This window comes from Paraburkholderia sp. BL18I3N2, from assembly GCF_003001875.1.
GTDB classification, from domain to species: Bacteria; Pseudomonadota; Gammaproteobacteria; order Burkholderiales; family Burkholderiaceae; genus Paraburkholderia; species Paraburkholderia phytofirmans.
Genome location: NZ_PVNC01000019.1, coordinates 14,554 through 40,749 on the forward strand (window position 1 = coordinate 14,554; position 26,196 = coordinate 40,749).

38 protein-coding genes are annotated in these 26,196 nt (G+C 59.2%); 36 read left to right on the forward strand and 2 right to left on the reverse strand.

What is annotated here, in order from left to right:
• Positions 1-163 precede the first annotated feature (163 nt).
• From recQ to dsbD, 36 genes are all read left to right on the forward strand, one after another.
• Entirely contained in the window at positions 164-2,011 is a 1,848-nt protein-coding gene (gene recQ, locus B0G75_RS32275; RefSeq protein ID WP_106314049.1) for a DNA helicase RecQ, read from the forward strand.
• Positions 2,012-2,233: 222 nt separating this feature from the next.
• Positions 2,234-2,614, forward strand: a complete 381-nt coding sequence (gene rpsL, locus B0G75_RS32280; protein ID WP_012434574.1) for a 30S ribosomal protein S12 — start codon at positions 2,234-2,236, stop codon at positions 2,612-2,614.
• Positions 2,615-2,792: 178 nt separating this feature from the next.
• A complete protein-coding gene (rpsG, locus tag B0G75_RS32285) occupies positions 2,793-3,263 on the forward strand; it encodes a 30S ribosomal protein S7 (RefSeq protein WP_006053291.1) in 471 nt (156 codons plus the stop codon).
• 134 nt (positions 3,264-3,397) lie between these two features.
• On the forward strand, positions 3,398-5,500 hold the full coding sequence (gene fusA, locus B0G75_RS32290; protein WP_012434573.1) for an elongation factor G: 2,103 nt from the start codon (positions 3,398-3,400) through the stop codon (positions 5,498-5,500).
• Positions 5,501-5,547: 47 nt separating this feature from the next.
• Complete coding sequence (gene tuf / locus B0G75_RS32295) at positions 5,548-6,738, forward strand: elongation factor Tu (RefSeq protein WP_012434572.1); 1,191 nt, start codon at positions 5,548-5,550, stop codon at positions 6,736-6,738.
• Positions 6,739-6,869: 131 nt separating this feature from the next.
• Positions 6,870-7,181: a 30S ribosomal protein S10 gene (gene rpsJ, locus B0G75_RS32300; protein ID WP_006998489.1), complete on the forward strand. Its 312-nt coding sequence runs from the start codon at positions 6,870-6,872 to the stop codon at positions 7,179-7,181.
• A gap of 201 nt (positions 7,182-7,382) precedes the next feature.
• Complete coding sequence (rplC, locus tag B0G75_RS32305; protein WP_007180137.1) at positions 7,383-8,042, forward strand: 50S ribosomal protein L3; 660 nt, start codon at positions 7,383-7,385, stop codon at positions 8,040-8,042.
• Complete coding sequence (gene rplD, locus B0G75_RS32310) at positions 8,042-8,662, forward strand: 50S ribosomal protein L4 (RefSeq protein WP_007180136.1); 621 nt, start codon at positions 8,042-8,044, stop codon at positions 8,660-8,662. The genes rplC and rplD overlap by 1 nt, the downstream gene beginning before the upstream one ends.
• On the forward strand, positions 8,659-8,973 hold the full coding sequence (gene rplW / locus B0G75_RS32315; RefSeq protein WP_007180135.1) for a 50S ribosomal protein L23: 315 nt from the start codon (positions 8,659-8,661) through the stop codon (positions 8,971-8,973). Before rplD ends, rplW begins: the two co-directional genes overlap by 4 nt.
• Before the next feature lie 2 nt (positions 8,974-8,975).
• Positions 8,976-9,803: a 50S ribosomal protein L2 gene (gene rplB / locus B0G75_RS32320; protein WP_106314050.1), complete on the forward strand. Its 828-nt coding sequence runs from the start codon at positions 8,976-8,978 to the stop codon at positions 9,801-9,803.
• 10 nt (positions 9,804-9,813) lie between these two features.
• Positions 9,814-10,089 carry a 30S ribosomal protein S19 gene (rpsS, locus tag B0G75_RS32325; protein WP_004199273.1) on the forward strand — a complete coding sequence of 92 codons (276 nt, stop codon included), beginning with the start codon at positions 9,814-9,816 and terminating at the stop codon, positions 10,087-10,089.
• 7 nt (positions 10,090-10,096) lie between these two features.
• A complete protein-coding gene (rplV, locus tag B0G75_RS32330; protein ID WP_007180133.1) occupies positions 10,097-10,429 on the forward strand; it encodes a 50S ribosomal protein L22 in 333 nt (110 codons plus the stop codon).
• Positions 10,430-10,440: 11 nt separating this feature from the next.
• Positions 10,441-11,247 carry a 30S ribosomal protein S3 gene (rpsC, locus tag B0G75_RS32335; RefSeq protein WP_012434570.1) on the forward strand — a complete coding sequence of 269 codons (807 nt, stop codon included), beginning with the start codon at positions 10,441-10,443 and terminating at the stop codon, positions 11,245-11,247.
• Positions 11,248-11,249: 2 nt separating this feature from the next.
• The gene (gene rplP, locus B0G75_RS32340; RefSeq protein ID WP_007180131.1) at positions 11,250-11,666 is read left to right on the forward strand and encodes a 50S ribosomal protein L16; all 417 of its coding nucleotides are present in this window, start codon (positions 11,250-11,252) and stop codon (positions 11,664-11,666) included.
• Positions 11,667-11,676: 10 nt separating this feature from the next.
• Positions 11,677-11,871: a 50S ribosomal protein L29 gene (rpmC, locus tag B0G75_RS32345; protein ID WP_007180130.1), complete on the forward strand. Its 195-nt coding sequence runs from the start codon at positions 11,677-11,679 to the stop codon at positions 11,869-11,871.
• The gene (gene rpsQ / locus B0G75_RS32350; protein WP_007180129.1) at positions 11,868-12,140 is read left to right on the forward strand and encodes a 30S ribosomal protein S17; all 273 of its coding nucleotides are present in this window, start codon (positions 11,868-11,870) and stop codon (positions 12,138-12,140) included. The genes rpmC and rpsQ overlap by 4 nt, the downstream gene beginning before the upstream one ends.
• Positions 12,141-12,430: 290 nt before the next feature.
• Positions 12,431-12,799, forward strand: a complete 369-nt coding sequence (rplN, locus tag B0G75_RS32355) for a 50S ribosomal protein L14 (RefSeq protein WP_006052212.1) — start codon at positions 12,431-12,433, stop codon at positions 12,797-12,799.
• Positions 12,800-12,808: 9 nt separating this feature from the next.
• The gene (gene rplX / locus B0G75_RS32360; protein WP_006052213.1) at positions 12,809-13,117 is read left to right on the forward strand and encodes a 50S ribosomal protein L24; all 309 of its coding nucleotides are present in this window, start codon (positions 12,809-12,811) and stop codon (positions 13,115-13,117) included.
• A 17-nt stretch (positions 13,118-13,134) separates the two neighbouring features.
• Positions 13,135-13,674, forward strand: coding sequence for a 50S ribosomal protein L5 (rplE, locus tag B0G75_RS32365; protein WP_006052214.1), 540 nt, complete (start codon positions 13,135-13,137; stop codon positions 13,672-13,674).
• Positions 13,675-13,681: 7 nt separating this feature from the next.
• Complete coding sequence (rpsN, locus tag B0G75_RS32370; protein ID WP_006052215.1) at positions 13,682-13,987, forward strand: 30S ribosomal protein S14; 306 nt, start codon at positions 13,682-13,684, stop codon at positions 13,985-13,987.
• A gap of 14 nt (positions 13,988-14,001) precedes the next feature.
• Positions 14,002-14,397 carry a 30S ribosomal protein S8 gene (gene rpsH, locus B0G75_RS32375; protein ID WP_006052216.1) on the forward strand — a complete coding sequence of 132 codons (396 nt, stop codon included), beginning with the start codon at positions 14,002-14,004 and terminating at the stop codon, positions 14,395-14,397.
• Between the two features lie 18 nt (positions 14,398-14,415).
• Positions 14,416-14,946 (forward strand): 50S ribosomal protein L6, encoded by a 531-nt coding sequence (gene rplF, locus B0G75_RS32380; protein WP_012434569.1) that lies wholly within the window; start codon positions 14,416-14,418, stop codon positions 14,944-14,946.
• A 12-nt stretch (positions 14,947-14,958) separates the two neighbouring features.
• Positions 14,959-15,324 carry a 50S ribosomal protein L18 gene (gene rplR / locus B0G75_RS32385; RefSeq protein ID WP_106314051.1) on the forward strand — a complete coding sequence of 122 codons (366 nt, stop codon included), beginning with the start codon at positions 14,959-14,961 and terminating at the stop codon, positions 15,322-15,324.
• Positions 15,325-15,338: 14 nt separating this feature from the next.
• Complete coding sequence (gene rpsE / locus B0G75_RS32390) at positions 15,339-15,857, forward strand: 30S ribosomal protein S5 (protein ID WP_006052219.1); 519 nt, start codon at positions 15,339-15,341, stop codon at positions 15,855-15,857.
• Between the two features lie 10 nt (positions 15,858-15,867).
• Positions 15,868-16,050, forward strand: coding sequence for a 50S ribosomal protein L30 (gene rpmD / locus B0G75_RS32395; protein ID WP_007180126.1), 183 nt, complete (start codon positions 15,868-15,870; stop codon positions 16,048-16,050).
• Positions 16,051-16,079: 29 nt separating this feature from the next.
• Positions 16,080-16,514, forward strand: a complete 435-nt coding sequence (gene rplO / locus B0G75_RS32400) for a 50S ribosomal protein L15 (RefSeq protein WP_012434567.1) — start codon at positions 16,080-16,082, stop codon at positions 16,512-16,514.
• Positions 16,515-16,560: 46 nt separating this feature from the next.
• Positions 16,561-17,907, forward strand: a complete 1,347-nt coding sequence (gene secY / locus B0G75_RS32405; RefSeq protein ID WP_011490049.1) for a preprotein translocase subunit SecY — start codon at positions 16,561-16,563, stop codon at positions 17,905-17,907.
• Between the two features lie 8 nt (positions 17,908-17,915).
• Positions 17,916-18,134 (forward strand): translation initiation factor IF-1, encoded by a 219-nt coding sequence (infA, locus tag B0G75_RS32410; RefSeq protein ID WP_004521905.1) that lies wholly within the window; start codon positions 17,916-17,918, stop codon positions 18,132-18,134.
• Positions 18,135-18,154: 20 nt separating this feature from the next.
• Positions 18,155-18,271, forward strand: coding sequence for a 50S ribosomal protein L36 (gene rpmJ, locus B0G75_RS32415; protein WP_004199844.1), 117 nt, complete (start codon positions 18,155-18,157; stop codon positions 18,269-18,271).
• Between the two features lie 41 nt (positions 18,272-18,312).
• A complete protein-coding gene (rpsM, locus tag B0G75_RS32420; protein ID WP_012434566.1) occupies positions 18,313-18,678 on the forward strand; it encodes a 30S ribosomal protein S13 in 366 nt (121 codons plus the stop codon).
• 28 nt (positions 18,679-18,706) lie between these two features.
• A complete protein-coding gene (rpsK, locus tag B0G75_RS32425; protein ID WP_006052224.1) occupies positions 18,707-19,111 on the forward strand; it encodes a 30S ribosomal protein S11 in 405 nt (134 codons plus the stop codon).
• Positions 19,112-19,258: 147 nt separating this feature from the next.
• Positions 19,259-19,882 carry a 30S ribosomal protein S4 gene (gene rpsD, locus B0G75_RS32430; RefSeq protein WP_106284146.1) on the forward strand — a complete coding sequence of 208 codons (624 nt, stop codon included), beginning with the start codon at positions 19,259-19,261 and terminating at the stop codon, positions 19,880-19,882.
• A 124-nt stretch (positions 19,883-20,006) separates the two neighbouring features.
• On the forward strand, positions 20,007-20,984 hold the full coding sequence (locus tag B0G75_RS32435; RefSeq protein ID WP_006052226.1) for a DNA-directed RNA polymerase subunit alpha: 978 nt from the start codon (positions 20,007-20,009) through the stop codon (positions 20,982-20,984).
• A gap of 170 nt (positions 20,985-21,154) precedes the next feature.
• Positions 21,155-21,547, forward strand: a complete 393-nt coding sequence (rplQ, locus tag B0G75_RS32440; RefSeq protein WP_006052227.1) for a 50S ribosomal protein L17 — start codon at positions 21,155-21,157, stop codon at positions 21,545-21,547.
• 167 nt (positions 21,548-21,714) lie between these two features.
• Positions 21,715-22,047 (forward strand): divalent-cation tolerance protein CutA, encoded by a 333-nt coding sequence (gene cutA / locus B0G75_RS32445; RefSeq protein WP_106314052.1) that lies wholly within the window; start codon positions 21,715-21,717, stop codon positions 22,045-22,047.
• Positions 22,040-23,899, forward strand: coding sequence for a protein-disulfide reductase DsbD (gene dsbD / locus B0G75_RS32450; protein WP_106314053.1), 1,860 nt, complete (start codon positions 22,040-22,042; stop codon positions 23,897-23,899). The genes cutA and dsbD overlap by 8 nt, the downstream gene beginning before the upstream one ends.
• A gap of 305 nt (positions 23,900-24,204) precedes the next feature.
• Here dsbD and hemB read toward each other — a convergent pair whose 3' ends face one another.
• Positions 24,205-25,203: a porphobilinogen synthase gene (gene hemB / locus B0G75_RS32455; RefSeq protein ID WP_181309402.1), complete on the reverse strand. Its 999-nt coding sequence runs from the start codon at positions 25,201-25,203 to the stop codon at positions 24,205-24,207.
• A gap of 250 nt (positions 25,204-25,453) precedes the next feature.
• Complete coding sequence (gene yihA, locus B0G75_RS32460; RefSeq protein ID WP_106314055.1) at positions 25,454-26,107, reverse strand: ribosome biogenesis GTP-binding protein YihA/YsxC; 654 nt, start codon at positions 26,105-26,107, stop codon at positions 25,454-25,456.
• Between the last annotated feature and the right edge of the window lie 89 nt (positions 26,108-26,196).

Here is a 26,196-nt window from a genome sequence, read left to right on the forward strand (position 1 = left end):
CCGCTCAGTTTCGACTGAGCGGCTTTTTTTATGCGCTTTTCCTTTTAGCGCTCGTTTTGCGGATAAGTAGGCCAAACGGCTAACGCTGCATCAAAGCGCGGGCGCAACGCGAATGCGTTGGTAAAATTCGTGTCACCGGCATCACGCTGCTTCTCTCAAATTCATGTCCCGTCCGCTCGAAATTCTCAACGAAGTCTTCGGTTACCCCGCGTTCAGAGGGCAGCAGGGCGAAATTGTCGAGCACGTCGCCGGCGGCGGCGACTGCCTCGTGTTGATGCCGACGGGCGGCGGCAAGTCCCTCTGCTATCAGATTCCGTCGCTGGTACGCCGTGAAGGCGGCTTCGGCACAGGCATCGTCGTCTCTCCGCTGATCGCGCTGATGCAGGATCAGGTCGCCGCGCTCACCGAAGTGGGCGTGCGCGCGGCGTATCTGAATTCGACGCTCTCGAGCGCCGAGGCGATGGCGACCGAGCGCGCGTTGCGCGACGGTGATATCGACCTGCTCTATGTGGCGCCGGAACGTTTGATGACACCCCGTTTCCAGGAGTTGCTGGAGCGCACGCGTATCGGCTTGTTCGCCATCGACGAAGCGCATTGCGTGTCGCAATGGGGGCACGATTTTCGCCCGGAATACATTCAGTTGTCGGTGCTGCACGAGCGCTTCCCGAACGTGCCGCGAATTGCGCTGACGGCTACCGCTGACGACATCACGCGCGACGAGATCATCCACCGCCTGGCGCTGGACGACGCGCGCGTTTTCGTGTCGAGCTTCGACCGGCCGAACATTCGTTATCGCATCGTCGAGAAGGACAATGCGCGTACTCAGTTGCTGGACTTCATCCGCGCGGAGCATTCGAAGCCGGACGGTACGACCGACGCCGGCGTCGTCTATTGCCTGTCGCGCCGCAAGGTCGAAGAGACGGCGGAATGGCTGAAGGAAAAAGGCATGCGCGCGCTGCCGTATCACGCCGGCATGGAGTTCGAAATCCGCCAGAAGCATCAGGAGATGTTTCAGCGCGAGGAAGGGATTGTGATGTGCGCGACGATCGCATTCGGTATGGGCATCGACAAACCGGACGTGCGTTTCGTCGCTCACCTCGACCTGCCGAAGAGTGTCGAAGGCTACTACCAGGAAACGGGTCGCGCGGGCCGCGACGGCATGCCGGCAAATGCGTGGATGGCCTACGGTCTCGGCGACGTCGTGCAGCAGCGCAAGATGATCGACGAATCCGACGCCGACGACGCGCACAAGCGCGTACAGACCGGCAAGCTGGATGCGTTGCTCGGATTGTGCGAAGCGGCGACCTGCCGGCGAGTGCGACTGCTCGCGTATTTCGGTGAATCGAGCAAGCCTTGCGGCAATTGCGACAACTGCCTTGAACCGCCGGACACATGGGACGCGACGCGCGAGGCGCGCATGGCGCTATCGTGTGTGTTCCGCGCACAGCGTGCGAGCGGCTTTCATTTCGGCGCCGGCCATCTGATCGACATCCTGCGCGGTAACAGCAGCGAGAAAATCCTGCAGCGTGGTCACGAGAAGCTGACCACATTCGGCATCGGTTCGGCGCTAGGCGAGCAGGAGTGGCGAGCTGTGTTCCGCCAGCTGGTCGCATTCGGCTATCTGACGGTCGATCACGAAGGCTTCGGCTCGCTCGTCCTGACCGAGGCAAGCAAGCCGGTGCTCAAAGGTGAGCAGAACGTCACCATGCGCCGCTATGTGAAGCCTACGCGCACGCGTCAATCGTCCGGCCGCACCAGTGAGCGCGCCGACCCGACGATCGGCATGGGCCCGCGCGAACGCGCGCGCTGGGAGCGGCTGCGGGCATGGCGGACCGAAACCGCGAAGAGCGACGGCGTGCCGGCCTACGTGATTTTCCACGATGCGACCCTGGCGGAAATTGCCCGCAACGGCCCCGACTCGATTGACGATTTGCGCAGCATCCCGGGTATGGGCGCACGCAAACTCGACCGTTTCGGCGATGAATTGCTGGAAGTCGTCGCGGCCGACTGACCGCTCTGCAAGTGCCCGAGTGGGTCGGCAGGCGTGCGAAACATCGCAACCCGTTGACTCCCTTAGTAATTTCGGAATATCATGCTAGGTTCCGGTTCTTGGAATGCCTGCGCGCGAAGTCAATTCATGCGCCGACTAGCCGGTCCGGAAGTTCGATGCGCAATCGTTTCTGCTTTGCCCGGAAACATATGCGTCGATTTTGTTCAATTTCAGGAATAAACAATGCCAACCATCAATCAACTGGTTCGCAAAGGCCGCCAGTCGGAAACGACTAAGAGCAAGAGCCCGGCCTTGCAGGACTGCCCCCAGCGTCGCGGCGTGTGCACCCGTGTGTACACCACGACGCCTAAGAAGCCTAACTCGGCACTGCGTAAGGTTGCCAAGGTTCGTTTGACGAACGGCTTCGAAGTTATTTCGTACATCGGTGGTGAAGGCCACAACCTGCAGGAACACTCGGTCGTGCTGATTCGCGGCGGTCGTGTTAAGGACTTGCCGGGTGTGCGTTACCACATGGTTCGCGGCTCGCTGGATACCCAGGGCGTCAAGGATCGTAAGCAAGCTCGCTCGAAGTACGGTGCGAAGCGTGCCAAGGCTGGCAAGTAATTAGCCGGTCAGTATTTCAGGTCGCCTGCAAAGGCGGTAATAGCGGTGGTGCCGGAATCGCCGGTGCTGTCGAGTAAGTGGTCACCCGACCGGGCTGGTAAGTCGTAAGAGATGAATCGGGTTAGTTGGTGGCCGCGGGGCTAAAAATAGCTCCAACTGAAAAGTTAAAGGAAGAAACATGCCGCGTCGTCGCGAAGTCCCCAAGCGGGAAGTGTTGCCGGATCCGAAATTCGGTAACGTTGATGTAGCTAAGTTCATGAACGTGCTGATGCTCTCCGGCAAGAAGTCGGTTGCCGAGCGTATCGTGTACGGCGCTTTCGAACAGATCCAGACCAAGGGTGGCAAGGACCCGCTGGAAGTGTTCACGGTAGCGCTCAACAACGTCAAGCCGGTGGTCGAAGTGAAGAGCCGCCGCGTTGGTGGTGCGAACTATCAGGTTCCGGTCGAAGTGCGCCCGTCGCGTCGTATGGCATTGGCGATGCGTTGGCTGCGTGAAGCCGCGAAGAAGCGCAGCGAGAAGTCGATGGCCCTGCGTCTGGCAGGTGAACTCTCCGAAGCGGCCGAAGGCCGTGGTGGCGCAATGAAGAAGCGCGACGAAGTTCACCGGATGGCAGAAGCCAACAAGGCGTTCTCGCACTTCCGTTTCTAAGCTTCCCGAACCCGGGTTTAGCAGAAAAAGCGGAAAGAAATTCCGGGCGGGTGCGCTTACAAAGCGCCTCGCCCGTTTGTGTTACAGCGCGATGGGCATTTTCTCGCATCGCGTCATCCCAATAGAGGATCAAAGTGGCTCGCAAGACACCTATCGAGCGCTACCGTAACATCGGTATTAGCGCTCACATCGACGCCGGCAAAACGACGACGACCGAGCGCATCTTGTTCTACACCGGCGTGAACCACAAGATTGGTGAAGTTCACGACGGCGCTGCCACCATGGACTGGATGGAGCAGGAGCAGGAACGCGGCATCACGATCACGTCCGCTGCTACCACGGCGTTCTGGAAAGGCATGGCCGGCGACCGCGCTGAGCACCGCATCAACATCATCGACACCCCGGGTCACGTCGACTTCACGATTGAAGTCGAGCGCTCGATGCGCGTGCTCGACGGTGCGTGCATGGTGTACTGTGCTGTGGGCGGCGTTCAGCCCCAGTCGGAAACCGTGTGGCGTCAGGCTAACAAGTACAAGGTTCCCCGTCTCGCGTTCATCAACAAGATGGACCGTACCGGCGCGAACTTCTTCAAGGTTTACGACCAACTCAAGCTGCGTCTGAAGGCGAACCCGGTTCCGGTCGTGGTGCCTATCGGCGCGGAAGAAAACTTCACGGGCGTCGTCGATCTGCTCAAGATGAAAGCGATCATTTGGGACGAAGCGTCCCAAGGCACGAAGTTCTCGTACGAAGAAATCCCGGCAGAATTGGCCGACTCTTGCAACGAGTGGCGCGAGAAGATGATCGAAGCGGCTGCCGAGTCGAGCGAAGAGCTGATGAACAAGTACCTGGAAGAGGGCGAGCTCTCCGAAGCGGAAATCATCAAGGGTCTGCGCGACCGTACGATCGCTTGCGAAATCCAGCCGATGCTGTGTGGCACCGCGTTCAAGAACAAGGGCGTGCAACGCATGCTGGACGCAGTGCTCGACTTCCTGCCGTCGCCGATCGACATCCCGCCGGTTACCGGCGAGCTGGAAAACGGTGAAAAGGGCGAGCGCCGCGCTGCCGACGACGAGAAGTTCTCGGCACTGGCATTCAAGATCATGACCGACCCGTTCGTCGGCCAGTTGATCTTCTTCCGTGTGTACTCGGGCGTCGTGAATTCGGGCGACACCGTGCTGAACGCGACCAAAGACAAGAAGGAACGTCTGGGTCGTATTCTGCAGATGCACGCGAACCAGCGCGAAGAAATCAAGGAAGTCCGCGCAGGCGACATCGCTGCTGCAGTCGGCCTGAAAGACGCCACAACCGGCGACACGCTGTGCGATCCGCAAAGCCCGATCGTGCTCGAACGCATGATTTTCCCGGAGCCGGTGATTTCGCAGGCTGTTGAGCCGAAGACGAAGCCCGACCAGGAAAAAATGGGTCTGGCATTGAACCGTCTGGCACAGGAAGATCCGTCGTTCCGCGTTCAAACGGACGAAGAATCGGGCCAAACCATTATTTCGGGCATGGGCGAGCTCCACCTGGAAATTCTGGTTGACCGTATGAAGCGCGAATTCGGCGTGGAAGCAACCGTCGGCAAGCCGCAGGTTGCATACCGTGAAACGATTCGCGGCAAGGCGGAAGACGTTGACGGCAAGTTCGTCAAGCAGTCGGGTGGTCGCGGCCAGTACGGTCACGCGGTCATCACGCTTGAGCCGAATGAGCAAGGCAAGGGCTACGAGTTCCTCGACGAGATCAAGGGCGGCGTGATTCCGCGCGAATACATCCCGGCGGTGGACAAGGGTATCCAGGAAACGCTGAAGGCTGGCGTGCTGGCGGGCTTCCCGGTCGTCGACGTCAAGGTTCACCTGACGTTCGGTTCGTACCACGACGTTGACTCGAACGAAAATGCGTTCCGCATGGCCGGTTCGATGGCGTTCAAGGAAGCAATGCGCAAGGCTCAACCGGTCATCCTCGAACCGATGATGGCTGTTGAAGTCGAAACGCCTGAAGATTACATGGGCAACGTGATGGGCGATCTGTCGGGTCGTCGCGGTATCGTTCAGGGCATGGACGACATGGTTGGCGGCGGCAAGATCGTTCGCGCCGAAGTCCCGCTGTCGGAAATGTTCGGCTACTCGACGTCGCTGCGTTCGCTGACCCAAGGTCGTGCAACATACACGATGGAGTTCAAGCACTACTCCGAAGCACCGCGTAACGTGTCCGAAGCGATCATCAACGCGAAGTCGAAGTAATCGCGCGGCAAGTCATTCAACGATTAACTTTTTGAAAGAAGAGAAACATGGCTAAAGGTAAATTCGAACGGACCAAGCCGCACGTGAACGTCGGCACGATCGGTCACGTTGACCACGGCAAGACCACGCTGACGGCAGCGATCACGACGGTTCTGACGCAGAAGTTTGGCGGCGAAGCGAAGGCATACGACCAGATCGACGCGGCGCCGGAAGAAAAGGCACGTGGTATCACGATCAACACGGCGCACGTCGAGTACGAAACGGCTAACCGCCACTACGCCCACGTCGACTGCCCGGGCCACGCTGACTATGTGAAGAACATGATCACGGGTGCGGCGCAGATGGACGGCGCGATCCTGGTGTGCTCGGCTGCTGACGGCCCGATGCCGCAAACGCGTGAGCACATTCTGCTGGCGCGTCAGGTTGGCGTGCCGTACATCATCGTGTTCCTGAACAAGTGCGACATGGTGGACGACGCTGAGCTGCTGGAACTCGTCGAAATGGAAGTTCGCGAACTTCTGTCGAAGTACGACTTCCCGGGCGACGACACGCCGATCATCAAGGGTTCGGCCAAGCTGGCGCTGGAAGGCGACAAGGGCGAGCTGGGCGAAGTGGCGATCATGAATCTGGCCGACGCGCTGGACACGTACATCCCGACGCCGGAGCGCGCAGTTGACGGTGCGTTCCTGATGCCGGTGGAAGACGTGTTCTCGATCTCGGGTCGCGGCACGGTGGTGACGGGTCGCGTTGAGCGCGGCGTGGTGAAGGTCGGCGAGGAAATCGAAATTGTCGGTATCAAGCCGACGGTGAAGACGACCTGCACGGGCGTGGAAATGTTCCGCAAGCTGCTCGATCAAGGTCAGGCAGGCGACAACGTGGGTATCCTGCTGCGCGGCACGAAGCGTGAAGACGTGGAGCGTGGCCAGGTTCTGGCGAAGCCGGGTTCGATCAACCCGCACACGCACTTCACGGCTGAAGTGTACGTGCTGAGCAAGGACGAAGGTGGCCGTCACACGCCGTTCTTCAACAACTATCGTCCGCAGTTCTACTTCCGTACGACGGACGTGACGGGCTCGATCGAGTTGCCGAAGGACAAGGAAATGGTCATGCCGGGCGACAACGTGTCGATCACGGTGAAGCTGATCAACCCGATCGCGATGGAAGAAGGCCTGCGTTTCGCAATCCGCGAAGGCGGCCGTACAGTCGGCGCCGGTGTGGTTGCCAAGATTCTCGAGTAAAATCGCGGATTGACGTATTTGCTGTAAGTGGTGCCCGGAGCCGGGCGCCGGCCCTCAGCGGGCACCCCGGCTCTACGTTCTTTTACTGTCTGGCGGTGCAATACCGCCTCGCTCTTTTCCAAGGAATTGTCATGCAGAACCAGAAAATCCGCATTCGCCTGAAGGCTTTCGACTATCGCCTGATCGATCAATCGGCAGCTGAAATCGTCGACACGGCAAAGCGGACTGGCGCAATCGTTCGTGGTCCGGTGCCCCTGCCGACACGCATTCAACGCTTCGACATCCTGCGTTCGCCGCACGTCAACAAGACGTCGCGCGATCAGCTCGAAATTCGTACCCACCAACGCCTGATGGACATCGTCGATCCGACGGACAAGACCGTTGATGCACTGATGAAGCTGGACCTGCCGGCTGGCGTGGACGTGGAAATCAAGCTGCAATAAAGCTTCAAAGTGTTGCCTGGCGTGCCGGGCAGCGCTAAGTCATTGATTGCTTGCGGAAAACGAAAAGCCTCGCTATAATAGTGGGCTTTTCGCGCATTTGCGCAAAAAAGTCGGTGTGCTGCAGCATGAATTCATGCCCGAAACGGCACCGGCATTTTGTAAATTAGCCCCGACCAATCGCAGTCGGGAATGGAGAAAACGATGAGCCTTGGACTCGTAGGTCGCAAGGTTGGCATGACCCGTATCTTCACGGCAGAAGGGGATTCGATTCCCGTTACCGTGCTGGACGTGTCCGACAACCGCGTGACGCAGATCAAGACTGTTGAAACCGACGGCTACACGGCCGTGCAGGTTGCATTCGGTACGCGCCGTGCATCGCGCGTGACGAAGCCGTTGGCCGGTCATCTCGCCAAAGCCGGTGTTCAAGCCGGTGAAATCCTCAAAGAATTCCAGATCGATGCTGCCAAGGCTGCCGAGTTGTCGAACGGCACCGTGGTCGGTCCCGACCTGTTCGAAGTAGGCCAGAAGGTCGACGTGCAAGGCGTGTCGATCGGTAAGGGCTACGCCGGTACCATCAAGCGTTACAACTTCGCATCCGGCCGTGCATCGCACGGTAACTCGCGCTCGCACAACGTGCCGGGTTCGATCGGTATGGCGCAGGATCCGGGTCGTGTTTTCCCGGGTAAGCGCATGACCGGTCACATGGGTGACGATACGGTAACCGTGCAAAACCTCGAAATCGCTCGTATCGACGCTGACCGCAAGCTGTTGCTGGTCAAGGGCGCCGTTCCGGGTGCGAAGGGTGGCAAGGTATTCGTTACGCCGGCCGTGAAGACGCGTGCCGTGAAAGGAGCGAAATAATGGAACTTAAGCTCCTGAATGCCAATGGTCAGGAAGGTGCAGGCGTTAGCGCGTCGGACGTCGTGTTCGGCCGCGATTACAACGAAGCCCTGATTCACCAGGTGGTGGTGGCGTACCAAGCGAATGCCCGTAGCGGCAACCGCGCGCAGAAGGACCGTGAGCAAGTCAAGCACACGACCAAGAAGCCGTGGCGCCAGAAAGGTACGGGCCGCGCCCGTGCCGGTATGTCGTCGAGCCCGCTGTGGCGCGGCGGTGGCCGGATCTTCCCGAATTCGCCGGAAGAAAACTTTTCGCACAAGGTCAACAAGAAGATGCATCGCGCAGGTCTCTGCTCGATCTTCTCGCAGCTGGCCCGCGAAGGCCGCATCTCGGTGGTCGACGAGCTGACGCTCGAAGCGCCGAAGACGAAGCTGCTGGCCGAAAAATTCAAGGCGATGGGTCTCGACTCCGTGCTGGTGATTACCGACACGGTTGACGAAAACCTGTACCTCGCGTCGCGCAACCTGGCCCATGTGGCAGTTGTCGAGCCGCGTTACGCCGACCCGCTGTCGCTGATCTACTTCAAGAAGATCCTGATCACGAAGGCTGCGGTCGCCCAGATCGAGGAGTTGCTGTCATGAGCGAGATTCGCAAGAACGATCATCGTTTGATGCAGGTCCTGCTCGCGCCGGTGATCTCCGAAAAGGCGACGCTGGTGGCCGACAAGAACGAGCAAGTCGTGTTCGAAGTCGCGCCCGATGCCACGAAGCAGGAAGTGAAAGCTGCAGTCGAGCTGCTGTTCAAGGTGGAAGTCAATTCCGTCAACGTGCTGGTCTCGAAGGGCAAAGCCAAGCGCTTTGGCCGCTTCATGGGCAAGCGCAAGGACGTGAAGAAGGCGTACGTCTGCCTGAAGCCCGGCCAGGAAATCAACTTTGAAGCGGAGGCCAAGTAATCATGGCAATCGTTAAAGTTAAGCCGACTTCGCCGGGTCGCCGTGCGATGGTCAAGGTGGTCAACAAGGAACTGCACAAAGGCAAGCCGTACGCACCGCTGCTCGACTCGCAATCCTCGACCGCCGGCCGTAACAACAACGGTCACATCACCACCCGTCATAAGGGCGGTGGTCACAAGCATCACTATCGCGTCGTCGATTTCCGCCGTAACAAGGATGGTATCGCAGCGAAGGTCGAACGTCTTGAGTACGATCCGAACCGTAGCGCGAACATCGCGCTGGTTCTGTACGCAGACGGCGAGCGCAAGTACATCATCGCTCCGAAGGGTGTGACGGTTGGCCAGCAACTGATGTCGGGTTCGGAAGCTCCGATCCGCGCAGGCAACACGCTGCCGATCCGCAACATTCCGGTCGGTACGACGATTCACTGCATCGAAATGCTGCCGGGCAAGGGTGCGCAAATGGCGCGTTCGGCTGGTACGTCGGCGATGCTGCTGGCTCGTGAAGGCATCTACGCACAGGTCCGCCTGCGCTCGGGTGAAATCCGCCGCGTTCACGTTGAATGCCGCGCGACGATTGGTGAAGTTGGCAACGAAGAGCACAGCCTCCGTCAAATCGGTAAGGCTGGCGCGAACCGCTGGCGCGGTATCCGCCCGACGGTGCGTGGCGTTGCAATGAACCCGGTCGATCACCCGCACGGTGGTGGTGAAGGCAAGACGGCTGCAGGTCGCGATCCGGTGAGCCCGTGGGGCACGCCTGCTAAGGGTTATCGCACCCGCAGCAACAAGCGCACGACGAGCATGATCGTCCAGCGCCGTCACAAGCGTTAAGGAGTAGGCAATGGCACGTTCTGTAAAAAAAGGTCCGTTCTGCGACGCCCATTTGCTGAAGAAAGTTGAGGCGGCAGCAGCTTCGCGGGATAAGAAGCCGATCAAAACCTGGTCGCGCCGTTCGACGATCCTCCCGGATTTCATCGGTCTGACGATCGCCGTTCATAACGGCCGTCAACACGTTCCGGTGTACATCTCGGAAAACATGGTCGGCCACAAGCTTGGCGAGTTCGCACTGACCCGTACGTTCAAGGGTCACGCAGCCGACAAGAAGGCTAAGAAATAAGGGGCTCATGATGGAAGTGAAAGCAATTCATCGCGGTGCCCGCATCTCGGCGCAGAAAACGCGCCTTGTGGCTGACCAGATCCGCGGTTTGCCGGTCGACAAGGCGCTGAACGTTCTGACGTTTTCGCCGAAGAAGGCTGCGGGAATCGTGAAAAAGGTCGTGCTGTCGGCGATCGCGAATGCGGAGCATAACGAAGGCGCCGATATCGATGAGCTCAAGATCACGAGCATCTACATCGACAAGGCTGCGTCGCTCAAGCGTTTTACCGCGCGCGCTAAAGGCCGTGGTAACCGCATCGAGAAGCAATCCTGTCACATCACTGTGACGGTCGGGAATTAAGGGGTCATACGATGGGACAGAAAATTCATCCGACTGGCTTCCGTTTGGCCGTCAGCCGCAATTGGGCGTCGCGTTGGTACGCGAACAACAACAATTTCGCGGCGATGTTGCAGGAAGACATCGGTGTTCGTGAATACCTGAAGAAGAAGCTGAAGAACGCGTCCGTCGGCCGCGTGGTGATCGAGCGTCCTGCAAAGAACGCCCGTATCACGATTTTCAGCTCGCGTCCGGGTGTCGTGATCGGTAAGAAGGGTGAAGACATTGAACTGCTGAAGTCCGAGCTGCAAAAGCGCATGGGCGTTCCGGTTCACGTCAACATCGAAGAAATCCGTAAGCCGGAAACCGATGCGCAACTGATCGCGGATTCGATCACGCAACAGCTCGAGCGCCGGATTATGTTCCGCCGCGCGATGAAGCGTGCGATGCAAAACGCCATGCGTCTGGGTGCTCAAGGCATCAAGATCATGAGCGCTGGCCGCCTGAACGGTATCGAAATCGCTCGTACGGAATGGTATCGCGAAGGTCGCGTGCCGCTTCATACGCTGCGTGCCGATATCGACTACGCGACTTCGGAAGCGAAGACGACGTACGGCATCATCGGCGTGAAGGTGTGGGTGTACAAGGGCGACACGCTCGGCCGCAACGACGCACCGGTGGTCGAAGAAGTCGCCGAAGAAAAGCGTCCGCGCCGTAACGCACGTCCGGGTGGCGATCGCCGTCCGCGTCGCGATGGTGAAGGTGGTGGCCCGGCAGGTGCACGCCGTGGCGCTCCTCGTCGTGCTGGCGGTGCCGGCGGCGACGGGAAGACTGGAGAATAACGATGCTGCAACCGAAACGCAGAAAGTATCGCAAAGAGCAGAAGGGTCGTAACACCGGCATCGCCACCCGCGGCAACGCGGTGTCGTTCGGTGAGTTCGGCCTGAAGGCTATCGGTCGTGGTCGCTTGACCGCGCGCCAGATTGAAGCGGCACGTCGTGCAATGACGCGTCACATCAAGCGTGGTGGCCGCATCTGGATCCGCATCTTCCCGGACAAGCCGATCTCGCACAAGCCGGCCGAAGTACGGATGGGTAACGGTAAAGGTAACCCTGAGTACTACGTCGCAGAGATTCAACCGGGCAAGATGCTGTACGAAATGGACGGCGTAACCGAAGAGCTGGCACGCGAAGCGTTCCGTCTGGCTGCAGCTAAGCTGCCGCTCAAGACGACGTTTATCGTGCGTCAGCTCGGCGCCTAAGGAGCAAATGATGAAGGCTTCCGAACTTCACCAGAAAGATCAGGCCGCGCTCAACAAGGAGCTGTCGGACCTGTTGAAGGCGCAATTCGGCCTGCGCATGCAACTCGCGACCCAGCAGCTCACGAACACGAGCCAGCTGAAGAAGGTCCGTCGCGACATCGCACGTGTGCGGACCGTCCTGACTGAGAAGGCGAACCAGAAATGAACGATAGCGTAAAAACCTCGCTCAAGCGGACGCTGGTCGGCAAGGTCGTCAGCAACAAGATGGACAAGACGGTCACCGTGCTGGTCGAGCACCGCGTGAAGCATCCGATCTACGGCAAGTACGTTGTGCGTTCGAAGAAGTACCACGCGCACGACGATGCGAACACGTATAACGAGGGCGACCTCGTTGAAATCCAGGAAACGCGTCCGATTTCGAAGACGAAAGCTTGGGTTGTTGCTCGCCTAGTCGAGGCTGCTCGCGTCATCTGACGCCGCAAAGTTGTAGAAGTAATTGAAATCGCAGTAAGTTTCGCTTGCAAGACCGAGATTATTTGTTATAATCTCGGTCTTCCCTCTTTTATGGGAGCCCCGTCGCGGGCGAAGTTGGTGGGGGAAGCGGTTCGGGCGCCAGTCTGTTCCGTAGGATTCACCGGATTGCGATGGCGGGTTTCGTTTGCCGTCGCTGCTGTTCATACCCAAGCAGCCGATTGGCTGACGGGACCAAGACTGACCGGGTACGCCATGGTGGTGTGACCGGATTAAGTTGGGAAAGATAAACCATGATCCAGACCGAAACTCGGCTTGAAGTGGCCGACAACACGGGTGCGCGTGAAGTCATGTGCATCAAGGTGCTCGGCGGCTCGAAGCGTCGTTATGCCAGCATTGGCGACATCATCAAGGTGACCGTCAAAGAAGCAACGCCGCGCGGGCGCGTGAAGAAAGGCGAAATTTACAACGCCGTGGTGGTTCGCACCGCCAAGGGCGTGCGCCGTCAGGACGGCTCGCTGATCAAGTTCGATGGCAACGCCGCTGTGTTGTTGAATGCCAAGCTCGAACCTATTGGCACCCGTATTTTCGGGCCTGTCACGCGCGAGTTGCGCAGCGAACGATTCATGAAGATCGTTTCGTTGGCACCTGAAGTGCTGTAAGGAGTCGCGATGAACAAGATTCGCAAAGGTGACGAAGTTATCGTCATCACCGGCAAAGATAAAGGCAAGCGCGGCGTCGTGCTGTCCGTTGGCGAAGGCAAAGTGATTGTCGAGGGCATCAACCTCGTCAAGAAACACGTCAAGCCGAACCCGATGAAGGGTACGACGGGCGGTGTGGAAGCCAAGACGATGCCGCTGCAAATTTCGAACGTCGCATTGGTCGACGCGAATGGCAAGGCGTCGCGTGTAGGCATCAAGGTCGAAGGAGACAAGAAAGTCCGTTTCCTTAAAACGACCGGTGCCGAGCTGAGCGCCTGACGCTGCGGAGTAAAAAAATGGCTCGTTTGCAAGAGTTTTACAAAGAGAAGGTTGTACCCGGCCTCATCGAGAAGTTCGGTTACAAGTCCGTGATGGAAGTGCCGCGCATCACCAAGATCACCCTGAATATGGGTCTTGGCGAGGCGGTTGCTGACAAGAAGATCATCGAGAACGCCGTTGGCGACCTGACGAAGATTGCTGGCCAGAAGCCGGTGATCACGAAGGCACGCAAGGCAATCGCTGGCTTCAAGATCCGTCAAGGCTATCCGATCGGTGCAATGGTCACGTTGCGTGGTCAGGCAATGTACGAATTTCTGGACCGTTTCGTGACGGTTGCGCTCCCCCGGGTGCGTGACTTCCGTGGCGTGTCGGGTCGTGCGTTCGATGGTCGCGGCAACTACAACATCGGTGTGAAAGAGCAGATCATTTTCCCCGAAATCGACTACGACAAGATCGACGCACTGCGTGGGCTGAACATCAGCATCACGACGACTGCGAAGACTGACGACGAAGCAAAGGCTCTGCTCGCCAGCTTCAAGTTCCCGTTCAGAAACTGAGGTTACCGTGGCTAAACTGGCACTGATCGAACGTGAAAAGAAGCGTGCTCGCCTGGCCGCTAAGTACGCTCCCAAGCGTGCTGAGCTGAAAGCGATTATCGGCGATATGAGCAAGTCGGACGAAGAGCATTACGCAGCACGTCTGGAACTGCAACAACTGCCGCGCAACTCTAACCCGACCCGTAAGCGCAACCGTTGCGCAATTACCGGTCGCCCGCGTGGCACGTTCCGTAAATTCGGGCTGGCGCGTAACAAGATTCGCGAAATCGCGTTCCGCGGCGAGATCCCTGGCCTGACCAAGGCGAGCTGGTAATAGGAGAAACGTAAATGAGCATGAGTGATCCTATCGCCGATATGCTGACTCGCATCCGCAATGCGCAGATGGTTGAGAAAGTCTCGGTGACTATGCCCTCGTCGAAAGTCAAGGTTGCGATTGCGCAGGTCCTGAAGGACGAAGGCTATATCGATGATTTCGCAGTGAAGTCCGAAGGTGCGAAATCTGAATTGAACATCGTGTTGAAGTACTACGCTGGCCGTCCGGTTATCGAGCGCATTGAACGCGTTTCGAAGCCTGGTCTGCGTGTGTACCGCGGCCGTAACGACATCCCCGTGGTCATGAATGGCCTCGGCGTGGCAATCGTGTCGACGCCGAAGGGCGTGATGACGGACCGCAAGGCGCGCGCAACGGGCGTTGGCGGCGAAGTCATCTGCTACGTCGCTTAAGGCCGAAAGGAGAGAAACATGTCTCGAGTAGGTAAAAGCCCGGTCGCGCTGCAAGGCGCAGAAGTGGCCCTGAGCGACGATCGCATCACCGTCAAGGGCCCGCTGGGTACGATTACGCAGGCGGCAAACCGCCTCGTGAAAGTGGTGAACGACAACGGCACGCTGAATTTCGAGCCGGTGGACGAAAGCCGCGAAGCGAATGCGATGTCGGGCACGATGCGCGCACTGGTTGCGAACATGGTGAACGGCGTGACGAAGGGTTTCGAGCGCAAGCTGACGCTGGTTGGCGTTGGTTACCGCGCACAGGCGCAAGGCGACAAGCTGAACCTGTCGCTGGGTTTCTCGCACCCCGTGGTGCACCAGATGCCGGAAGGCGTCAAGGCTGAAACCCCGACGCAAACCGAAATCGTGATCAAGGGGATCAATAAGCAACAAGTTGGCCAGGTCGCTGCAGAAGTGCGCGGCTATCGCCCGCCGGAGCCCTACAAGGGCAAGGGTGTGCGTTACGCCAATGAGGTTGTGATCCTCAAAGAAACGAAGAAGAAGTAAGGGTGCGCAATCATGGATAAGACTCAATCTCGCCTGCGCCGCGCTCGTCAGACGCGTATCAAGATCGCTGAGCTGCAGGTCGCGCGTCTCGCCGTGCATCGCACGAACACGCACATCTACGCGCAAGTGTTCTCGCCGTGCGGCACCAAGGTGCTCGCCAGCGCGTCGACGCTCGAGGTCGAAGTGCGTGCGCAACTGGCTGATCAGACGGGCAAGGGCGGCAACGTCAATGCTGCGACCCTGATCGGTAAGCGCATCGCAGAAAAGGCTAAGGCTGCCGGCATCGAATCCGTCGCCTTCGACCGTTCGGGTTTCCGTTACCACGGCCGCGTGAAAGCGCTGGCTGATGCGGCGCGCGAAGCCGGACTCAAGTTCTAAGGGAAGAATTCGTCATGGCAAAGATGCAAGCGAAAGTTCAGGCTGACGAACGCGACGACGGCCTTCGTGAAAAAATGATTTCGGTCAATCGCGTGACCAAGGTCGTGAAGGGTGGCCGGATTCTCGGTTTCGCCGCACTGACCGTGGTTGGCGACGGTGATGGCCGCGTCGGTATGGGCAAGGGCAAGGCGAAGGAAGTGCCGGTCGCTGTTCAGAAGGCGATGGAACAGGCTCGCCGCAACATGTTCAAGGTGCCGCTCAAGAACGGTACCCTGCAACACGAAGTGCACGGTAAGCATGGCGCATCGATGGTCCTCCTGGCTCCGGCCAAGGACGGTACCGGCGTGATCGCTGGCGGCCCGATGCGCGCAGTGTTCGACGTGATGGGCGTGCAGAACGTTGTGGCCAAGAGCCACGGTTCGACGAACCCGTATAACCTCGTTCGTGCAACGCTCGACGGTCTGCGCAAGCAGTCCACGCCGGGCGACATCGCGGCGAAGCGCGGCAAGTCCGTCGAAGATATTCTGGGCTAAGGTGGACACCATGTCTGATAAAACTGTCAAGGTCCAGCTCGTCAAGAGCCTGATCGGCACCCGTGAAACGCACCGTGCAACGGTGCGTGGCTTGGGCCTGCGCCGACTCAACTCGGTTAGCGAGTTGCAGGACACGCCGGCTGTGCGCGGCATGATCAACAAGGTTTCGTACCTCGTTAAGGTCATCAGCTAAGCGGCTGACCAGGACTCAAGGAGTTGATAATGGAATTGAATAACCTGAAGCCGGCTGAAGGCTCGAAGCACGCTAAGCGTCGCGTCGGCCGTGGCATCGGCTCCGGTCTGGGCAAGACGGCTGGCCGTGGTCACAAGGGTCAGAAGTCGCGTTCGGGCGGCTTTCACAAGGTTGGCTTCGAAGGCGGTCAAATGCCGCTGCAACGTCGCCTGCCCAAGCGTGGCTTCACCTCGCTGACGAAGGAATTCGTCGGTGAAGTGCGTCTCTCGGACCTGGAAAAACTGCCGGTCGACGAGATCGATCTGTTGGCTCTGAAACAAGCTGGCCTGATTGGCGAGATGATCACGAGCGCCAAGATCATCAAGACCGGCGAGTTGAAGCGTAAGGTCGTTGTGAAGGGTCTGGGTGCGACGAAAGGTGCGCGCGCTGCTATCGAAGCAGCTGGCGGCTCGTTCGCCGAGTAACGCGCAAGTTAATTGCCGTCACTAGCATTTGCATCGGAGAAGGTACTTGGCTAACAGCCCGAGTCTCGCAAAACCCGGTCGCAGCGCGGCGAAGTTCGGCGATCTGCGTCGGCGGGCAGTGTTCCTGCTGCTGGCGCTGATCGTCTACCGTATCGGCGCGCATATTCCGGTGCCGGGTATTGACCCGGACCAACTGGCAAAGTTGTTCCAAAGTCAGTCGGGCGGCATCCTTGGCATGTTCAACATGTTCTCGGGTGGCGCGCTATCGCGGTTCACGATTTTTGCGCTGGGGATCATGCCGTACATTTCGGCGTCGATCATCATGCAGTTGCTAGCAATTGTCTCGCCGCAACTCGAAGCGCTGAAAAAGGAAGGGCAAGCGGGTCAGCGGAAGATTACGCAGTACACGCGTATCTTCACGGTCCTGCTGGCGACGTTCCAGGCGTTCGGCATTGCCGTTGCGTTGGAAAATCAGCCGGGCCTGGTGATCGATCCGGGGATGGTTTTTCGGTTGACGACGGTCGTGACGCTGGTGACCGGCACGATGTTCCTGATGTGGCTGGGTGAGCAGATCACGGAGCGCGGGCTTGGCAACGGTATCTCGATCATTATTTTCGGTGGGATTGCAGCGGGTTTCCCGAATGCGATCGGCGGCCTTGTTTCGCTGGTGCAAACCGGTTCGATGAGCCCGATATCCGCGATTATCGTCGTCGCGCTGATTGCTGCAGTTACGTATCTGGTGGTGTTCATTGAACGCGGCCAGCGCAAGATTCTTGTGAACTACGCGAAGCGGCAAGTCGGTAACAAGATTTACGGCGGTCAGTCTTCGCATCTGCCGCTGAAGTTGAACATGTCGGGCGTGATTCCGCCGATCTTTGCATCGTCGATCATTCTCTTCCCGGCAACCATCCTGAACTGGTTTAGTTCGGGGTCGCGTACCGGTTGGTTCGCAGACACGTTGCACAACGTGGCCGAAGCCCTTAAGCCCGGCCAACCCGTGTACGTGTTGCTGTACGCGTTGGCGATCGTCTTCTTCTGTTTCTTCTACACCGCACTGGTGTTCAACAGCAGAGAGACGGCCGACAACCTGAAAAAGAGTGGCGCTTTCGTCCCAGGCATCCGCCCGGGCGATCAAACGGCGCGATACATCGACCGCATCTTGACGCGTCTGACGCTAGCCGGTGCGATCTACATCGTGTTTGTTTGTCTGCTGCCCGAGTTTCTGGTGCTGCGCTGGAACGTGCCGTTTTATTTTGGTGGAACGTCGCTGCTGATCATTGTCGTCGTCACAATGGATTTCATGGCGCAGGTGCAGTCGTACGTTATGTCGCAACAGTATGAATCGCTGCTGAAGAAAGCTAATTTCAAAGGCGGCGGCGTCCCGATGCGTTGAAAGGACTTATGGCCAAAGACGATGTTATCCAGATGCAGGGTGAAGTCATCGAAAACCTGCCTAACGCTACCTTCAGGGTGAAGCTGGAAAACGGCCATGTCGTATTGGGACACATATCCGGCAAGATGCGGATGCACTACATCCGAATCTTGCCGGGCGACAAGGTGACGGTTGAATTGACGCCTTACGATCTGTCGCGTGCGCGGATCGTGTTCCGGGCGAAGTGATTTGAAAAAAGGGTAATATCATGAAAGTGATGGCATCGGTTAAGCGCATTTGCCGCAATTGCAAGATCATCAAGCGCAAAGGCGTTGTGCGCGTGATTTGCAGCTCTGATCCGCGCCACAAACAGCGTCAAGGCTGAACGCCGCGCTTTTTGCTGCGCTTTTTGTTTGAGGAAAAACAATGGCTCGTATCGCAGGGGTTAACATCCCGAATCACCAGCATACCGAAATCGGCCTGACGGCCATTTACGGTGTCGGCCGCACGCGCTCGCGCGACATCTGCGTCGCTGCTGGTGTGGCATTTTCGAAGAAGGTCAAAGACCTGAACGACGCAGACCTCGAAAAGCTGCGTGAAGAAGTCGGCAAGTTCATCGTTGAAGGCGATCTGCGCCGTGAAACGACGATGAACATCAAGCGCCTGATGGATCTCGGCTGCTACCGTGGCGTTCGGCATCGTAAGGGCTTGCCCCTGCGCGGCCAACGTACGCGTACGAATGCCCGTACGCGCAAGGGTCCGCGTCGTGCAGCGCAATCGCTGAAGAAGTAAGCGGAACTGACAGTTACAGGAAAACGTAATGGCTAAGGCTTCGAACAACTCCGCGGCGCAACGCGTTCGCAAGAAGGTCAAGAAGAACGTCGCCGAGGGCGTGGTTCACGTTCACGCGTCGTTCAACAACACCATCATCACGATCACCGATCGTCAAGGCAATGCACTTGCTTGGGCAACGTCGGGTGGTCAGGGCTTCAAGGGTTCGCGTAAATCGACCCCGTTTGCAGCCCAGGTGGCAGCCGAATCGGCTGGCCGCGTGGCGATGGAATACGGCGTGAAGAACCTCGAAGTGCGGATCAAGGGCCCCGGTCCTGGCCGTGAGTCGGCGGTGCGCGCGTTGCATGGTCTTGGCATCAAGATCACCGCGATCTCCGACGTGACCCCGGTCCCGCACAACGGCTGCCGTCCGCCGAAGCGTCGTCGTATCTAAGACGCCGATTTTGCTAGCGCCTGTTGCCGCCTTGGGCGGCGGCAGGCTGCTTGCGTTATTGAATTGACTAAGCCCACCGTTCGGCCCAAAGGGTTCGGACTAGCGCGGGTGCATGCATCCGCGTGATCAATCAACAAAGGAATCAACGTGGCACGTTATATCGGCCCTAAGGCCAAGCTGTCCCGCCGTGAAGGCACTGACCTCTTCCTGAAGAGCGCCCGTCGTTCGCTCGCTGACAAGTGCAAGCTTGACAGCAAGCCCGGCCAACACGGCCGCACCTCGGGCGCCCGTACGTCCGACTACGGCACGCAGCTGCGCGAAAAGCAAAAAGTGAAGCGCATCTACGGTGTCCTCGAGCGTCAATTCCGTCGTTACTTCGCTGAAGCCGACCGCCTGAAGGGCAACACGGGTGAAAACCTGCTGCAATTGCTCGAATCGCGTCTGGACAACGTCGTGTACCGCATGGGCTTCGGCTCCACGCGCGCTGAAGCACGTCAGCTCGTGAGCCACAAGGCGATCGTCGTGAACGGTGTCGTGTCGAACATTCCGTCGATGCAAGTGAAGGCTGGCGACGTCGTCGCGGTGCGCGAAACGAAGAAGAAGCAGGCGCGTATTCTCGAAGCGCTGTCGCTGGCTGAGCAAGGCGGTCTGCCGAGCTGGGTCGCTGTCGATTCGAAGAAGTTCGAAGGCACGTTCAAGCAGAAGCCGGAACGCAGCGACATCGCTGGCGATATCAACGAAAGCCTGATCGTCGAATTGTATTCGCGGTAATCGGATTAACGGCCGGGGCACCTCGATTGCGCTAAGCAAGGAGGCGTCTCGGCTGTTTATTTTCAGGTTGTTACCGGTCAGCCTTATCGGTGTAACGAGCCGAGGGTATTGAAAAGGAAAACCTATGCAAACCAGTTTGTTGAAGCCCAAGATCATCGCTGTTGAATCGCTTGGTGAGAGCCATGCGAAAGTGGTCATGGAACCGTTTGAACGCGGTTACGGCCACACCTTGGGTAACGCGCTCCGGCGCGTGCTGCTGTCGTCGATGATCGGCTACGCGCCGACCGAAGTGACGATCGCAGGCGTCGTACATGAATATTCGACGCTCGACGGTGTGCAAGAGGATGTGGTCAACCTGTTGTTGAACCTGAAGGGCGTGGTGTTCAAGCTGCACAACCGTGACGAAGTGACGGTTACGCTGCGCAAGGAAGGCGAAGGCGTTGTCACCGCTGGCGACATCGAACTCGCGCACGATTGCGAAGTGATCAACCCGGATCACGTGATCGCGCATCTGTCGAAGGGCGGTAAGCTCGACGTGCAGATCAAGGTCGAAAAGGGCCGCGGCTATGTGCCGGGCAACGTGCGTCGTTACGGCGAAGAGTCGGCCAAGATTATCGGCCGTATCGTGCTGGACGCGTCGTTCTCGCCGGTTCGCCGTGTGAGCTACGCCGTTGAAAGCGCTCGCGTCGAACAGCGTACCGACCTCGACAAGCTCGTGATGAACATCGAAACCAACGGTGTGATTTCGCCGGAAGAAGCGATCCGTCAGTCGGCGCGCATTCTGGTCGATCAACTGTCGGTCTTCGCTGCACTGGAAGGCACCGAAGCAACGGCTGAAGCGCCGTCGCGTGCGCCGCAGATCGATCCGATCCTGCTGCGTCCGGTCGATGATCTCGAACTGACGGTTCGTTCCGCGAACTGCCTGAAGGCCGAGAACATTTACTACATCGGCGATCTGATCCAGCGCACGGAAAACGAGTTGCTGAAGACGCCGAATCTGGGCCGCAAGTCGCTGAACGAAATCAAGGAAGTACTGGCGTCGCGTGGTTTGACGCTCGGCATGAAACTCGAAAACTGGCCGCCGGCAGGGTTGGACAAGTAAGTCGACAAGTAATCCCGGGACATAACCCGCCGCTGCACTGGCAAAGACGCGGATTTTCCTTTAAAATCCGCGTCTTGTCTTTTTTCACTACCGGCCCGTGCACTCACACCTTCGGGTGAACTGAGTGCGATAGAAGAGCTGGACCAAAACTTTGAATCGAAGGAATTAACATGCGTCACCGTCATGGTTTGCGGAAACTGAACCGCACGAGCAGCCACCGTCTGGCAATGCTCCGTAATATGTCCAACTCGCTGATCGAGCACGAAGTCATCAAGACCACGCTGCCGAAAGCAAAAGAACTCCGTAAAGTTGTCGAGCCGCTGATCACGCTCGGCAAGAAGCCGTCGCTGGCAAATCGTCGTCTGGCGTTCAATCGCCTGCGCGATCGTGACTCGGTCACGAAGCTGTTCGAAGTTCTGGGCCCGCGTTACGCTACTCGTCCGGGCGGCTACCTGCGTGTCCTGAAGTTCGGCTTCCGCGTTGGCGACAACGCTCCGATGGCACTGGTCGAATTGCTCGACCGTCCGGAAGTTGAAGAAGTCGAAGTGCAAGAAGCTGAGTAACCTTCCGAGCATCTAAAAAAGCCAGGCGCCAAGCCTGGCTTTTTTGTTTGTAGCGCCGGGCGTTGGCCGCGGCCATCCGCCGCATGGTTGCTGCGGAGCGGTCTGCGAGCAGACAAGGCTAGGTGATACGATATCGGCACCTGAATCGTGCCGTGCCGGAGCCATCTGTGAGCGTGAATGTGACTTTGATTCTGACGACGGTGCCGGATGCGGCCGTGGCTCAGAAGCTTGCTGCGGATGCTTTGGCCGCGCGGCTATGTGCCTGTGTCACGCAATTAGGCTCCGTGCAGTCCAGCTATCACTGGCAGGGAGCGGTTGAAACCGCTCAGGAAATCCAGCTGCTGTTCAAGACCAGCGTGGTACGCGCGCTTGAACTCGAGCAGTACATTCAGGCTCAACATCCCTACGACACGCCGGAAATTCTCTCATGGCAAGCGACGGCGTCCGCCGCGTACGGCCAGTGGATCACTGCTGAAACTCAACGTCCTCTCCATGTTTAAAGGCCTCGACCGGCGCGCGCGCAATGCGCTGCGCACCGTATTCTTCCTGTTCGGCTGCGTGATCTTCGCGCAGTTCGGCACGCTCGCCCGCGCGGCGGATGATTTCCTGGATCCCGCGGCCGCGTTCAAATTCAGCGCGTCGGAGAAGCCGGGCGAAGTCGACGTGACCTACAAAATCGCGGGCGGCTACTACATGTACCGCGAGCGCTTCGCGTTCGTGACGCGCAACGGCACGACCACGATCGGCGAGCCGCAATTGCCGGCTGGCCACATCAAGTTCGATCAGACTTTTAACAAGAACGTCGAGACTTATCGCAATGAACTGACGATCCGGATCCCCGTTAAACAGGCAGCCGGGCCGTTCGACCTGGCTGTGACGTCGCAAGGCTGTGCCGATGCGGGCATCTGCTATCCGCCGATGGAGCGCGTGTATCACGTGAGCGGCGCAGCGCTTCAGCCGGCCAGCAGCGTGGCAGCTCCGGCCGCCGCCGCCGCGGGCACCTCGTGGTACGACCGCGCCACCAGCGCCGACTACGCGCAGTCGCTGCTGCAAGGCGGTGGCTTCTTCGCAATCGTCGGGCTCTTTTTTGTCGCCGGCGCCGTGCTCAGTCTGCTTCCCTGTTCGTATCCGATGATTCCGATTCTCTCAGCGATCATCATCGGTGAAGGTGCGCGCGTGACGCGTGCCCGCGGATTCGCGCTGTCGCTGGCCTATGTCGTCGGCATGGCGTTCGTGTACACGGCGCTTGGTATCGCCGCTGCGCTGGTCGGGCAGAGTCTCGGCGCATGGCTACAGAGTCCGTGGGTGCTCGGAGTATTCGGCGTACTTTTGACCATTTTCGCGCTGACCCTGATCGCGGGCTTCGACATCGCGCTGCCGCAACGTTGGCAGGACGGCGTTTCACGCGCGTCGTCCGGGCGATCCGGCGGCAAGTTTGCGGCGGTTGCCGTCATGGGCGCGCTGTCCGCGCTGGTGGTCGGTGCATGCATGACCGCGCCGCTCTTTGCGGTACTGGCGTTCATTGCCCATACAGGCGACGCAGTGCTCGGCGGCGCGGCGCTGTTCTCGATGGGTCTCGGTCTGGGCGTGCCGCTGCTGATCCTCGGTTTTGGCGCGGGAACGCTGTTGCCGCGTGCCGGCGCATGGATGGACGGCGTCAAGGTGTTCTTCGGCGTCGTGCTGCTTGCCGCCGCGTTATGGATCGTTTGGCCGGTGCTTGGCGCGACGGCGACGATGCTATTGAGCGCGCTCTGGTTGTTGGTCGCCTCGGTCTCTCTCGGCTTATTTTCGGCGCCGACAGTGGGGGCTTCCGTGTGGCGCAGGCTTGGCCGAGGCGTTGGCGCTGCGCTCGCTATCTGGGCTGCCGTGCTGCTGGTCGGGCTGGCGGCAGGCTCCTCCGATCCGCTGCGCCCGCTTGCCGTGCTGGCGGCGCGTGGCGGGGAAGCGGGTGTCGCGAGCGCGTCGAATAAGCCGGACACCGCGCCGCAGGGCAATCTGCCGTTCGCCCCGGTTCGCTCATCGAATGAACTCGACCAGGCCGTCAAATCGGCTGCACAGCCCGCCATGCTCGATTTTTACGCGGACTGGTGCGTCAGCTGCAAGGAAATGGAGAAATTCACCTTCAGCGACCCGCGTGTTCAGGCGAAATTGACGCAGATGAACCTGTTGCGCGCCGATGTGACCGCGAACAACATCGACGACCAAGCGCTGCTCAAGCGCTTCAGCCTGTTCGGGCCGCCTGGGATTATCTTTTTCGATCAGCGTGGCAAGGAAGTGCTGCGCGTCGTGGGATACGAGTCGGCGGATAAATTCTTGCGCAGTCTGGATCGGGCGAGTGCGCCCGGTGCGTAACGGTTAGCGGCCGGTTTGTCGCGGCGTCGGCGGCGCCCGGCGTACCGCCCGCGACGATCGACGGCCAGCCAACCGCCGCGATGCCGCTCAGTAAGCTCAGCGAACTATGCGCGGTCAGGCGGCAACCTCCGCGCAGTTGGGAATCGCGCGCGAAGCGCAGCGCCCGCAGCTGAATGTCGAGCGCAAGGCGGTCCTGATCGAAGCGGACTAACCGCGAACGTTTGAACAAAAAACGGAGGCACGACACACAAGTCGCCCTCCGTTCATTACAACGCCCGAAACGCCCCGCAAGGCGTCTCGTCGAGTCACTTCTGCGAACGCAAGATCCGCGCGGCATCCAATGCGAAATAGGTCAGCACCCCGTCAGCGCCCGCCCGCTTGAACGCCAGCAGCGATTCCATCATCGCCTTGTCGTGATCGAGCCACCCGTTCTGCGCGGCCGCTTTCAGCATCGCGTACTCGCCGCTCACCTGATATACGTACGTCGGAAACTGAAACTCATCCTTCACGCGACGCACGATGTCCAGATACGGCATGCCGGGCTTGACCATTACCATGTCCGCGCCTTCGTTGATGTCCGCTTGCACTTCGCGCAGCGCTTCATTCGAATTGGCCGGATCCATCTGGTAGGTCATCTTGTTGCTTTTGCCGAGGTTCGTCGCCGAACCGACGGCGTCGCGGAACGGGCCGTAAAACGCCGACGCGAACTTGGCCGCATAAGCCATGATGCGTGTGTGGACATGACCCTCGCTCTCGAACATTTCGCGGATCGCGCCGATGCGGCCGTCCATCATGTCCGAAGGCGCGACGATATCGACGCCCGCTTCAGCCTGCGCACGCGCCTGTTCGACCAGAATCTCGACGGTCTCGTCGTTGATGACATAGCCGGCTTCGTCGAGCACGCCGTCCTGGCCGTGGCTCGTGTACGGATCGAGCGCCACATCGGTGAGCACGCCCAGCTCGGGGAAATTCTTCTTCAGTTCGCGAACCGCGCGCGGAATCAAACCGGCCGGGTTGGTCGCTTCGCGACCATCGGGCGTTTTCAGCGACGGTTCGATCGCCGGAAACAGTGACAGCACGGGCACGCCCAGTTCGACGCATTGTTCAGCCACGCCCATCAGCAGATCGACCGACACGCGTTCGACGCCCGGCATGGACGGAACGGCTTGCCGCACGTTGGTGCCTTCGACGATAAAGACCGGATAAATCAGATCGTTGGTGGTGAGGATGTTTTCCCGCATCAGACGGCGCGAGAAGTCGTCGCGGCGCATGCGGCGCGGACGGTAGTGCGGATAGAAGCTCATAGCGGATCGAGGAAACGTGGATGTGTGGAGGGGGACAAATAACGCCTGCCTGCGCTCCCGGAAACTTTTCGAGACAATGGTATATCATACCGATCGAGCAAGGCGCCTTGCGCTGACCTCCCCGCTTCTCCTCCCTGAGCGGGTGCCTGTCGTTTTTCGATTAGGCTGTTTGACCCGCCGTTAAAGCGGCGGGTTTTTTTATGGGCGGCCGGAATCGCGTTTTTGCCCTCGCCGGCGACGCTCGCCTCGCTTACTGAGCGGCGTCGGTTTCGCCCTTGTCGTCGGGAATCAGCCAGCTTTCAATCAGTTCGTGCGCTTCGTCGATACCGACGCGTTTGAGCGCGGAGAACAGCTGGGCGGTCAGTTCGCCCCGATAGCCGGCGGTGCGGTACTCAGCCAGACCTTTCTGCGTCGCACGCAATGCGTTGATGCTTTCCTGGCGAGTCAATTTGTCGCATTTGGTCAGGAGCGTGTGGATCGGCTTGCCAGTCGGCGCGAACCACTCGATCATGCGGCGATCCAGATCCGTCAATGGGCGCCGCGAGTCCATCATCAGGATCATGCCGCGCAGTTGCGAGCGCGATTGCAGATAGGTGGACAGCAGCGCTTCCCAGTGCGCCTTGGCGGCGCCCGGTACTTCCGCGTAGCCGTAGCCCGGTAGATCGACCAGATGCGCGGTCGGCTCATCCGCCTTGCCCACCGAAAAGTAATTGATATGCTGCGTGCGTCCCGGCGTCTTGCTGGCGAAGGCCAGCCGCTTCTGATTGCACAGAATATTGATGGCCGTCGACTTGCCCGCGTTCGAACGCCCCGCAAAGCAGATCTCGGGTTGCGAAGTGGCCGGCAGATCACGCAAGTGATTGACGGTCGTGAAAAAGCGGGATTGGTGGAGCAGGAAGGACATGATCAGGCCGAGATTCGAGACGCCGGGGAACCCGGAGTGGGGACGGGTCAAGCCCGACTGGCGTCTTAGCGATTAGCGAGTTATTGTAC